This is a genomic window from Galactobacter sp. (assembly GCF_022712295.1).
Classification (GTDB): Bacteria; Actinomycetota; Actinomycetes; order Actinomycetales; family Micrococcaceae; genus Galactobacter.
Map to the genome: position 1 here is coordinate 1 of NZ_JALAGT010000070.1, position 11,215 is coordinate 11,215.

General features: G+C 66.3%; 9 protein-coding genes and 1 riboswitch. Of the genes, 4 read left to right on the forward strand and 5 right to left on the reverse strand.

Going from position 1 to position 11,215, the window contains the following annotated elements; translation table 11 throughout:
• A partial coding sequence (locus tag Q0A15_RS05510; RefSeq protein ID WP_291278529.1) for a DEAD/DEAH box helicase occupies positions 1–3,475 on the forward strand: 3,475 nt, incomplete at its 5' end.
• On the opposite strand, the gene Q0A15_RS05515 is transcribed toward Q0A15_RS05510, so the two are convergent.
• From Q0A15_RS05515 to Q0A15_RS05535, 5 genes are all read right to left on the reverse strand, one after another.
• Positions 3,476–3,763 (reverse strand): DUF3349 domain-containing protein, encoded by a 288-nt coding sequence (locus Q0A15_RS05515; RefSeq protein WP_291278530.1) that lies wholly within the window; start codon positions 3,761–3,763, stop codon positions 3,476–3,478.
• Between the two features lie 5 nt (positions 3,764–3,768).
• Positions 3,769–4,026: a hypothetical protein gene (locus tag Q0A15_RS05520; protein WP_291278531.1), complete on the reverse strand. Its 258-nt coding sequence runs from the start codon at positions 4,024–4,026 to the stop codon at positions 3,769–3,771.
• Between the two features lie 40 nt (positions 4,027–4,066).
• Entirely contained in the window at positions 4,067–5,263 is a 1,197-nt protein-coding gene (locus Q0A15_RS05525; protein WP_291278532.1) for an inorganic phosphate transporter, read from the reverse strand.
• A gap of 145 nt (positions 5,264–5,408) precedes the next feature.
• The gene (locus Q0A15_RS05530; RefSeq protein ID WP_291278533.1) at positions 5,409–6,050 is read right to left on the reverse strand and encodes a dienelactone hydrolase family protein; all 642 of its coding nucleotides are present in this window, start codon (positions 6,048–6,050) and stop codon (positions 5,409–5,411) included.
• 30 nt (positions 6,051–6,080) lie between these two features.
• Positions 6,081–7,190, reverse strand: a complete 1,110-nt coding sequence (locus Q0A15_RS05535) for an aldo/keto reductase (RefSeq protein WP_291278534.1) — start codon at positions 7,188–7,190, stop codon at positions 6,081–6,083.
• Positions 7,191–7,435: 245 nt separating this feature from the next.
• On the opposite strand from Q0A15_RS05535, the gene Q0A15_RS05540 reads away from it, so the two are divergent.
• The 3 genes from Q0A15_RS05540 (at position 7,436) to Q0A15_RS05550 (ending at position 11,114) form a co-directional block, all read left to right on the forward strand.
• Positions 7,436–8,521 (forward strand): PLP-dependent cysteine synthase family protein, encoded by a 1,086-nt coding sequence (locus Q0A15_RS05540; RefSeq protein ID WP_291278535.1) that lies wholly within the window; start codon positions 7,436–7,438, stop codon positions 8,519–8,521.
• Complete coding sequence (locus Q0A15_RS05545; protein ID WP_291278536.1) at positions 8,518–9,339, forward strand: SDR family oxidoreductase; 822 nt, start codon at positions 8,518–8,520, stop codon at positions 9,337–9,339. The genes Q0A15_RS05540 and Q0A15_RS05545 overlap by 4 nt, the downstream gene beginning before the upstream one ends.
• 215 nt (positions 9,340–9,554) lie before the next feature.
• Positions 9,555–9,651: riboswitch (SAM riboswitch) on the forward strand.
• A gap of 188 nt (positions 9,652–9,839) precedes the next feature.
• Entirely contained in the window at positions 9,840–11,114 is a 1,275-nt protein-coding gene (locus Q0A15_RS05550; protein WP_291278537.1) for an acyl-CoA dehydrogenase family protein, read from the forward strand.
• Positions 11,115–11,215 lie beyond the last annotated feature (101 nt).

Genomic DNA, 11,215 nt, shown 5'->3' on the forward strand with positions numbered 1-11,215 from the left:
GGAAGCGACGCGGATGGCGGGGGAGAGCCTGATCGTGAGCGGGAAGGTGACGGGCACCGACCTGTACTCCACGCAGGTCACGGTTCAGCCGCTGGCCGTCGGAGCCCTGATCCGCTCCGTTTGTTCATGCCCCGTGGGGAGCGCCTGCAAACATGGGGCGGCGTTGGCCTTGCGCCTGCTGCAAGACGCCGGAGTCACGACAGACCGGGAGGCGCCGACGCGGCCGGCCGGCGGTCCTCCGGAACCACTGCACTTCCCGCAACGGGGGGATGCAGGCCGAGGGGAAGTCGACAGCCTGCTGCACAGGCTCGGCATCGACTCGTCCCAGGTGGTCAGAGGCTCCGAGCTTCCGGGCGCGGCCAGTGGACGTTCTTTCCCAGGGATGTCGGGCGGCCTGCCGAACTGGGAACAGCAGTTGGATGAGATCGCCGCAGAACTGATCCGTGGCCACGTGGTTGCCGAACATTCGCCGCTGGCCCTGCGGATATCCGTGGAACCCGGAAGGGTCAGCCGCTGGAATCCCGACCCGGCCCCGTTGTTGCACATCATGCCGATGAAGATGGGCAAACGTGGCACCTGGATCAAGTCGGGCGCCAGTTGGACCGCGCTGACCCAGCCATGGAACGAGCCCAAGTTCGTTCCCGCGCAATTCGCGGCGCTCTCCCGTCTGGCCGAGGCACTCAGGGCTCAGGGCACCGATCCCGTATCCACCTATCAGCTCAGTGAGGCCACCCCTCACATGTGGCGTGCACTGGTGGAGGCCCAGGAAGCCGGCGTCGAATTCTTGGCGGAGGGGATGGCGACGTCGGTCCAGTTGGCACCGGAACCGGTGGAACTGAGGCTGGGGGTGGACGCCAGTGAGGAGGACGCCACGGTCATGCTCGGTGTGGCCTGGGACGGGTACACGTGTGCCGGAGCAGCACTCACACCCATCGGCCGCAGGGCGTTCGCCGTGGCCCTGCTACCCTCGGAAGCCACCGGAGATCAGCTCGTGCTGGCTCGTCTGACGGCTCCGCTCTCGGAACGGCTGACCACGGTCCTGGGCTACGGACAGCAGATCACGGTCCCCGCGCGGGATCGAGAAAGGCTGTCCCGTGCGGTCCTGCCCCGCATCGCAGCCAACCTGCCCGTGGCCAGCGACGACCCCGACTTCAGCCCGGCCACACCCGAGCCGCCCGCCTTGGTCGCCCTCGTGGACTGGGACTCGGAGAACCGAGCCACGGTGGACTTCCGATTCCGCTACACACAGGGGCGGGAAGTGCAAGACGTCGTCATGGACCCCACCGCCGGCTCCCGGAACGTGCTGCGGCACCTGGACCAGGAACAAACGCTGTTGCAGGAATGGGTTCCGGGACCGGTTGCCAGGGACCTCGTAACCTTCACCCGTGGCCGCCCGGCCGCGTCCATGACCTATTCCGGGATGAACGCCATCCGGGTGGTCCTGGACCTCATCCCGGAACTCCGCGCCCAGATGCACGTGGAGGTATCGGATCGCGTTCCAGACCTTCGGGAATTGGATGGCGACCCCGAGATCAGCTTCGACGTGGTGGACTCCGGTGAGGACCCGCACGTCGCCCGCCGCCGCCCTGCGCGTCGTCCGGCATCCGACGACGGGGGCGGAGGAGCCGGGGGCGGAGCAGACCGGGAGGATCGAGCGCGCGAGGACTACGACGACGAGGGCAAGGAAGAGCACGTCGCGGACGAGAGCGGCGAGATCGATTGGTTGGACCTGCGCGTCATCATTCGTGTGGACGGCCACGAGATCCCCCTGCCAGAGGTGCTGGCCGCCCTGACCAGACAGGACGAGGCCATGGTCGTGGACGGTAACGTCCTCATCCGGCTGGACCATCCTGCCTTCGACCGCCTCAGGCGCCTCGTCGAGGACGCCGAGTCCACCGGACTGCGCGCCAAGCAGGAGGGCACCATGCGGGTGGGGACCGCGGACGCCTCCCTGATGAAGGAAGCGGAACAGCTCGGGGCCTTACCCGAGTCGGTCCAACGCTGGGTCACAGCGCAGGCGCCGTTGCTTGACGGCGAGCAACCGGTCCACGTGGAAGCCGTGGGCGTGACGACGCCGCTACGCGCATACCAGCAAGACGGACTGAACTGGATGCACCATCTCTACACACATGGGCTGGGCGGCATCCTTGCCGACGACATGGGCCTGGGCAAGACCCTGCAGACGCTGGCCCTCATCTCCACCGTCAAGGGGCACCGGCGTCGTGGCCGCTTCGACGGACCGTTCCTGGTTGTGGCCCCCACCTCCGTGGTGCCTGCATGGAAGGAACAAGCGGCTCAACACACGCCAGGGTTGCGCGTGGAAAGCGTCACGGCCACCGCCCGAAAGCGAGGAACCTCGATCGCCGAGGTCGCATTGGGGGCTGACCTCGTGGTCACCTCCTATGCCCTCATGCGTCGCGAGGCGGACGACTATGCGGACCTGGCCTGGAAGGGGCTGGTCCTCGACGAATCGCAGGCCATCAAGAACCCCGCCTCCAAGACCTTCCAAGCCGTACGCAAGATCCGCACGGATTTCGCGCTCGCCGTGACCGGAACACCCTTCGAGAACCGACTCACCGAGCTCTGGCCGGCACTGTCCATTGCGGCCCCGGGGCTGTATCCAACGCTGCAGGGATTCCGGGACAACGTGGCGCGCCCGGTGGAGAAGGAAGGCAGTCAGGAAGCGCTGGTGCGGCTGCGCACCAGGATCGCCCCGTACATGTTGCGTCGTTCCAAGTCCTTGGTGGCTCAGGATCTCCCCGAGAAGCAGGAGGAGGTGCTCACCGTCGCCTTGGAGAAACCTCACCGTCGCTTCTATGACACCCTGCTGCAGCGAGAACGCCAGGCGGTGCTGGGCCTCGTGGACGACTTCGAGGGAAACCAGGTGGCGATCTTCGCCGCCCTCACCAGGATGCGGATGGCTGCCCTGCACGCGGGACTCGGCGGGTCGGAGGACGAGGACATCCCCAGCGCCAAACTCACGGAGCTCATCGAGCGGCTACGCGAGCTGGCGGACGAGGGGCACCGGGCCCTCGTGTTCTCCCAGTTCGTGAAGTACTTGAAGATCATCAGGCGGGAACTCGCGGCCGCCGGGTTGGACTGCGTCTACCTGGACGGTTCCACGCAGGACCGTGGGAGGGTGCTTCAGGCCTTCCGCGACGGCAAGGCGCCCGTCTTTCTGATCTCTCTGAAGGCGGGCGGCACCGGGATCACGCTGACCGAGGCGGACTACGTCTTCATCATGGACCCCTGGTGGAATCCCGCGGTGGAGGCGCAGGCCGTGGATCGTACTCACCGGATCGGGCAGACCAAGCAGGTCATGGTTTATCGCATGGTCTCGGAGGGGACCATCGAGGAGAAGGTCATGGAACTCAAGTCCCGTAAGGCGGAGTTGTTCGAGACGGTGATCGGCGACGGAAGCATGGACCCAGCGAAGTTCCTGGACGAGGACGACATCCGCGGCCTGATGGAGTGATCAGCCCTCGGCAGCCTGTACCGTGCGGGCCAGGCGGGTGGCGACGCGCTCCACGTCGGCCTCGTCCGGCTTGAGCAGCAATCGCTGCTGAACGGCGTGTTCGATGGTGGGGCCGGAGACGGGGAAGTCCTCGGACTCGGCGATGAGCCGGACCAACTGAGCCACCTCTGCATCGGTGAGCCTGCGATGCAGGACCTCCAGCAGCGGGACGTAGTCCTGCGCGGGGATGCCGCTGGCGTAGCCCTGCCGGAGCCAGTCCAGTGCGCGGGTGATGACGGATGAGTTCATGCCGATCACCCGAACATCTGCTTGCCGAAGACGATCAGGACGATGCCGAACAAGGCGGCGGCGATGCACAGCCCGAAGCAAACCCAGGCCAGGAACTTGTTCCCGCCGGTGGTGGTGGGCCCTTGGGCGCCGGCCGGTTGCGACGTTGTCCCGAGGGCGCGGATGCCCGCGGAGAACAGTGCCGGGAGTCCCGCGCCGAAGATCAATCCAACGGCCAGGACCTGCCAAAGGGAATCGAGGAGGCCGACGAAATCGAGGTGCATGAAAGAGGCTTTCTTTCGAGGTCAGGGGTGTGTGGAGGACTCAGACCGAGGCGGTCTCACGGATCGGGGTCTCGGGAACGGCAGCTTCTGGGGTCTGCTTGCCGTCCCAGTCGTCGTTGACGTTCTTGGAGTCCACGGCGTTGCGGCGGGAACGCAGCCAGATCGCGGTGCAGGTCACCACGAGCAGGGCGAAGATCAACAGCGTGCCGTACAGCCCGCCCACCAGATGGCCCAGTCCCCAGCAAGCGGCACCGACGGCCGCAGCGGCGGGAAGCGTGATCAGCCACGCGAGGCCCATGCGTCCGGCCACGGACCAGCGCACCTCTGCACCCTTCTTCCCGAGGCCGGTCCCGAGGATGGAGCCGGTGGCCACGTGCGTCGTGGACAGCGGAAGACCCAGGTGGGAGGAAGTGAGGATGATGGCGGCGGAGGAGGTCTCAGCTGCCATACCCTGCGGTGCTGAGATCTCCACGAGCCCCTTGCCAAGGGTGCGGATGATGCGCCAGCCGCCCAGGTACGTTCCCAGAGCGATCGCGAGGGCGCAGGAGGCCTTGACCCAGAAGGGGATGTCGTCCTCGCCGGTGACCGCGCCGTGGGCGATCAGCGCCAGGAAGATCACGCCCATGGTCTTCTGTGCGTCGTTGGTTCCGTGGGCCAGGGAGACCAAGGAAGCGGAACCGATCTGTCCCCAACGGAAGCCCTTGGTGCGGGAGCCCTCGGGAGCCTTGGACGTGATCCTGTAGACGGCCTTGGTACCCACCGCGGCAACGAGGGCCGCGACCACAGGGGCCAGCAGCGCCGGGATGATGACCTTGGCGATGATGCCGCCCCACTCGACTCCGCCGCCGCCGAACCCGTGCACCATGCTCCACACCAGCGCGGCGCCGATGAGACCGCCGAAGAGGGCATGGGAACTGGAGGAGGGGAGGCCGAAGAGCCAGGTCAACAGATTCCAGATGATGCCGCCCACGAGTCCCGCGAAGACGATCAGCATGAGCGCCTCACCTTGAGCCTTGTCCAGGTTGACGACATCGCCTCCCACGGTCTTGGCGACCTCGATGGAGAGGAAGGCGCCCACCAGGTTCAGGACCGCAGAGAGGGTCACCGCGACCTTGGGTTTGAGCGCTCCGGTGGCGATGGACGTGGCCATCGCGTTGCCGGTGTCATGGAAGCCGTTCGTGAAGTCGAAGGCCAGGGCGGTGATGACCACCAGAATCAGTATGAGAAGTTCCTCCACACCCACCATCGTGAAGGGTGTTCAGAGGGTCCCGGAACCAAAATCGGCGTTGTTCACCGACTGTTCATGTTGTGGTTCACGTACCTTTCCCGAACCGGTGACCCGGGCCACGTAGAGGGGGTGCCCAAGGCCCGACGTCGGGTGCTCACGGTAGGTCCCAGACCACGCCTTCGGCCCGGTCCTCCTCCTCGTCGGCTCCGGTGGGAAGGTCCTCATCGATGCGGGAGAGCAGGCGCAGCACAGTCTCGTACAGGTGTCTCGTCGCGGCCTCCGAGTCCGCGTCGTCTGCCTCCATGAAGAGGTGTTCTTCACCGGGCAGGAGTTTGACCTTGACGTCGGCGCCGGAGTCGACGAGGTCCTTGGCCGCGTCGAGGTCGCCCTCGTTGTTGAACATCTCATCCCCCGAGCTGGCCAGCACCCTCAGCGGGACCGAGGCGGGCCACGGGCCGGGGAGGTACTCGGATGGAATGCACGAGCCCACCGCCACGACGGCGGCGACCGCGTCGTTGGAGATGGCCAGATTCATGGCAGGCATCACGCCGAGGGAGATCCCGCACACCACGAATCCGGATCCGAGCCCCGCCGCTGCATCGTCGGCGAGATCGTCGAAGGCCTTGTGGTCCAGTGCTGCGGACGCCGCCATCCCCGACTCGATGTCCGGATAGGTCCGGCCGTCGTAAAGGTCCGGGACGAGCACCGTGTGGCCGGCGTCCTCCCAGGAAGCAGCGAGTTGGCGCACCCCGGGAGTGACGCCCAGAACGTGATGGAGGAGGAGCAGGTTGGCCATGGGGACTCCTGGGTCAGATCGAAGACGTGGTCACTGGTCGGACGAGATGTGCCACGGGTTGATATTGGGATCTTGCGACGCGCAGATTTCCTCGATCCGAGCGGATTCCTCGGCGGAGAACTCCGTGGATGAGCCGGAGCTCACGGCAGCGAGGTTCTCGTCCAGCTGGCGGGTGGAGGATGCGCCGATCAGAACGGAGGAAACCCCGCCGGACCGGCCGCCGTCGGGCAGGTCCACGGCGGGGCGGAGCAGCCAGGCGATGGCCATCTGCGCCAGGGTCTGCCCACGGCGCTGAGCCACCTCGTTCAAGGCGCGTGCCTTGGACAGGTTGGTGGGGGTCAGGGAGGACTGCACCGAGCTGCGGCCACCGGAGGGCACCGCGTTCTCGTCGCCCAGGTATTTCCCCGTCAGCAGACCCTGCGCCAGCGGCGTGAAGGCGATGGATCCCAGACCCGTGTCGTGGAGAGCCGTGAGCAGTTCGGGCTCGACCCAACGGTTGAGCAGCGAGTAGCTGGGCTGGTGGATCACCAGCGGCGTCCCGAGCGCGGCAGCGACGTCCACGGCCTCACGCGTGTGCTCCGCGGAATAGGAGGAGATGCCGACGTAGAGGGCCTTGCCCTGCCGCACCAAGGTGTCCAGCGCGCCGATGGTTTCTGCAATCGGAACCTGGGGGTCGTAGCGGTGGGAGTAGAAGAGGTCCACGTGGTCAAGGCCGAGCCTGCCCAGCGAGGCCTCGGCAGAGGAGAGGACGTACTTCCGGGAGCTGCCTGAACCATACGGTCCGGGCCACATGTCGTACCCGGCCTTGGACGAGACGATCAACTCGTCGCGGTAGGGCCTGAAGTCGGTGCGCAGCATGCGCCCGAAGTTCTCCTCGGCGGAGCCGTAGGGCGGGCCGTAGTTGTTGGCCAGGTCGAAGTGCGTGATCCCGTTGTCGAATGCGTGCCGCAACACCTCGCGCTGGGTGTCGAAGGTGCGGTTGTCACCGAAGTTCCACCACAGTCCCAGGCTGATGGGAGGCAGGTACAGCCCCGAGTTTCCTACCTTGCGATAACCGAGCTTGGCGTGACGATCCTCGGAAGCGCTCCAGGGGCGGTGTGTCTCGAAGGTCGGTTCGGGAACGTATGGCTCTGTGGTCATGATCACCAGCGTAGGCGCTGTGGAACGCAGAGGGACAGGGCTTGCACCAGTCAGCGTCCGTCGGTGAGGTCACGGCTTCTCCTCATATGACACCGAGTGACCGCGGTGGACGAATTGTGACGAGGGGCCCCCAAGCCCCCGGGTCGCTGCCTACCGTGTGGAGGGGCCGCCGGCCGCACCGGACGGCCCACCCACCGGACCGTTGCACTGGTTCGGACACCTCGTGAGAAAAGGAAAGCAGTCGCATGTCCAAGATCCACCGCTCCATCGCAGAACTCGTCGGCAACACTCCGCTGGTGGAACTGACGAACTATCAGGCACGTCACGGGCTGAAGGCCCACATCATCGGCAAACTCGAATACCTGAATCCATCCGGCAGCGTGAAGGACCGGCTCGCTCAGGCCCTGATCGAGGAGGGCCGTGCCAACGGTGACATCACCGATGGGTCCACGCTGATCGACGTCACCAGTGGCAACACGGGCATCTCACTGGCGGCGCTCGGCCACGCCCAGGGACTGAAATTCATCCCGTACCTTGAGCCCGGTACCACCCAAGAGCGCATCGACATCTTCGAGGGATACGGCCTGGACACCCACTCGTTCACCGACATCGAAGAGGTCGCGGACTTCGAGGAGAAGGGGCTGGTCCCGGATGACCTGGTTCGCGGAATCACCCGGATCGCCGAGGAACAGGGCTACTACTACGCGGGTCAGACCGTGAGGGAATCGAACCAGGAGGCCCACTACCGGACCACGGGGCCGGAGATCTGGGAGGACACGGACGGTCACGTGGATTATTTCGTGGCGTTGGGCGGTACGGCAGGAACCTTGGTGGGCGTTGGCCGCTACCTGCGTGAGAAGAATCCGGACGTCAAGATCATCGGCGTGCATGGGGCCTCGTCTTCCCGGCCGGACAGCGAGGACTTCACGGGAAACATCATCGATGGGACGTTGCCGTTGGGCGGGGTCTCGGAGGAATTCCTGCCGACGCTCGTCAAGTCGAATCGGGACAACGGTTTCCGCTTCGACGAGATCATCGACGTGAGAGCCGAGGATGCCTACGAGACCGCTCAGGCCACAGCGGAATCCGACGGGTTGTTCCTCGGGACCTCGGCCGCGGCCGCACTCACTGCGGCCATCGAAGTCGCCAAGCGTCCGGAGGCGGCCGGCAAGAACATCGTCGTGATCTACGCCGACAACGGATTCAAGTACCTCTCCACTGGCCTCTACAAGCGGAAGAAGGCCCTGTCGCGCGACGCCCTACCTTCTGCCGTCGATACCGACACCGCCGCCGATACCGAAACCGCAGCCGTCCAGGCCGCCGCCGTATGAGCGGTGGCCGGGCCGGCCGGGTGGAGGGCAAGGTCGCCTTCATCACGGGCGCCGCAGGCGGCATCGGTGCTGCCACCGCACTCCGACTGATCGATGAGGGTGCCAGGGTGGTCGCCGTGGATCTTGAGCGGCGACAACCGGTGCTGCAGCAGCTGCGTGAGTCACTGGAGGACCCATCTGCTCTGTTGCCGGTCTCCGCCGATGTCACCGATCTCCCGTCGCTGCAGCGTGCGGCGGAGCGAGGTCATCGGGAATTCGGCTCGTTGGGCATCGTGTTCGCGAACGCCGGCGTTCTGGTACCGGAAGGTCCCGTCGAGGAACTGCCCGCTTCGGCGTGGGACTCCTTGGTCTCGATCAACCTCACCGGGGTGGTCCATACCGCTCAGGCCACGTTTCCGCTGCTCAAACAGAACCCTGAAGGCTCCAGCGTGATCCTGGCGTCGTCCACGGCGGGGATCCGCGGTGGCGGCAACAGCTCCGGCTACACGGCCACGAAGACCGCGCTCGTCGGGCTTTCCGAGACCTGGGCCCATGAGTTGGGCCCCTACGGTGGTCGCGTCAATACGACCCATCCCACCGCCGTTGGTACCGACCTGGTGCTGAATCGGGACAATCTGCGTCGCTACCGTCCCGACCTGCCGGATCCTCGACCTGACGACGTCATCGAGGCGTTCAAACGAGGCAAGCTGTTGGACGTCGCGTGGATCGATCCAGCCGACGTGGCCAACGCCGTGCTGTTCCTAGCCTCGGATGAGGCCCGCTACATCACCGGTGCACACCTGCCGATCGACGCCGGTTCAACGATCAAGTGGGGATAGGCGCCTCCGCGGCCACATGCTCGGGCGCCGGCAGGGATCAGCGGTCCCAGCCGGCGTCCTTCGCGTTCCCGGACGCACCTCGGGCGGCCGCTCACGAACGCCTCTGGCGTCGCCGTGCCTCAACCCGGTTCGTCATTCGGCGTCATGGAAGGCAATGCCCGGTCATCTGAGTCGCAGGCCTTCCGAACGGGGCCGAACTTCATCAAGATTGAGGGCATCCATCCAGAGCGATTGAGAGACCTGGCTCGTCGAGATCGCAGCAACCACCCCGACCAAGACGGGGACGGTGCTCCCGCCAGGACACGATGGGAACGCCCAGTGCTCCCACCACGTGCAAGGACCGACTCAGGTCCCTGTCCGAGGCCGGCACTGGGACGGGCTCAACAGCCCGTAGCTTCGTTCACCCTCCGCCGGCGGACGCCCGTCGGCGGAGGGAGAGGGAGCAGCCCAGCACGCGGAGCAATCAACCTTCTGGATGGTGCGGACGAGAGGCGAGCACCATGACCGCACAGGCAGATCAGATCACCCCGACCAAGCGAGCCGAACCGACCCGAACCCCCTGGGCCGCCACAGCCGAACGGAGCGCCACCGCGAACGCGGAGGAACTGGCCAGGGTGACGGCCGCGGCCACAAGGGTGGCTCAGGAGCTGGACCAGGACGCGCTGGAACGCGACCGCGCCAACGCCGAGCCGCACAAAGAAGTCGAGCTGCTGCGCCAAGCCGGGCTGCTCACCTTGCTGGCCCCCACGGAAGCCGGCGGTGGAGGCGGTCACTGGGAATCCGCATTCCAGGCCATTCGCATCATCGCCCGGGCCGATGCCTCGATCGCGCAGTTGCTGGCCTACCACTACGTCAACCAGGCGGGCATCGGCTTCTACGCTGCGCCAGAGGACCAGGCGGCCTGGTGGGAACGTGCCGTGGACGGCGCCTGGCTCTGGGGTGATTCGGTCAACCCCACCGACCCCGACCTGCTGCTGACCGAGGACCCCGCAGGCGATGGCTGGCGACTCAACGGAGCCAAACGCTTCTCCACCGGCTCCTCCGTTGGCGAGGTCATCATCGTCAACGCCCTGGTTGCCTCCGGCCGCCGCACCGGGGAGGTCCTGGCCTTCGTGCTGGAAACCGACCGCGCCGGACTGAGCCTCGGTGGGGACTGGGACAACCTGGGACAGCGTCTCACCGCGTCCGGGTCGGTGCACTACGACGACGTCGCCGTGACCCCGGCAGACGTGCTCGGCCCGGTCACGGACGAACCGGTCTCCACCCTGCTGACCCCGGGCCTCCAACTCGCCTTCGGCGGCTTCTATCTCGGCGTGGCAGAGGGCGCATTGACTCGGGCCCGTGAACTGCTGCTCGGCCGGCGCAATTCGTGGTTCCTCTCCTCGGCGGACCGCTACTCGCAGGACCCCTTGTTCCAGGCCAAACTGGGCCGCTACAAGGCCCGCATCAGCGCGGGCACGGCGCTCGCCGAGCGGATCTTCCCGCGCTTCGATGCGCTGCTCTCCCGCGATACCGAGGTCACGTCGGAGGCCAGGTGGGCGCTGGCGGAGGAGATCGCGGAGCTCAAGGTCGTCGCCACCGAGACGGCACTGGATGTCACGCAGGGCGTGTTCGACCTCACCGGTTCCTCCTCCACCGCCAACGAGGTGGGTCTGGACCGCTACTGGCGCAACGTGCGCACCCACTCCCTGCATGACCCGGTGGACTACAAGGCCGTGGAGGTGGGTGCCTACTACCTCGACGGAACCACCCCGCCGCTGTCCCTGTACACGTGATCCTCACGTGTGAGACCCAGCGCCAGCGCTGACCCCCGACCACGAACAAGGACGACGATGACGATCACCGACACCTCCCGCTCCACCGACCAGCCCAACCC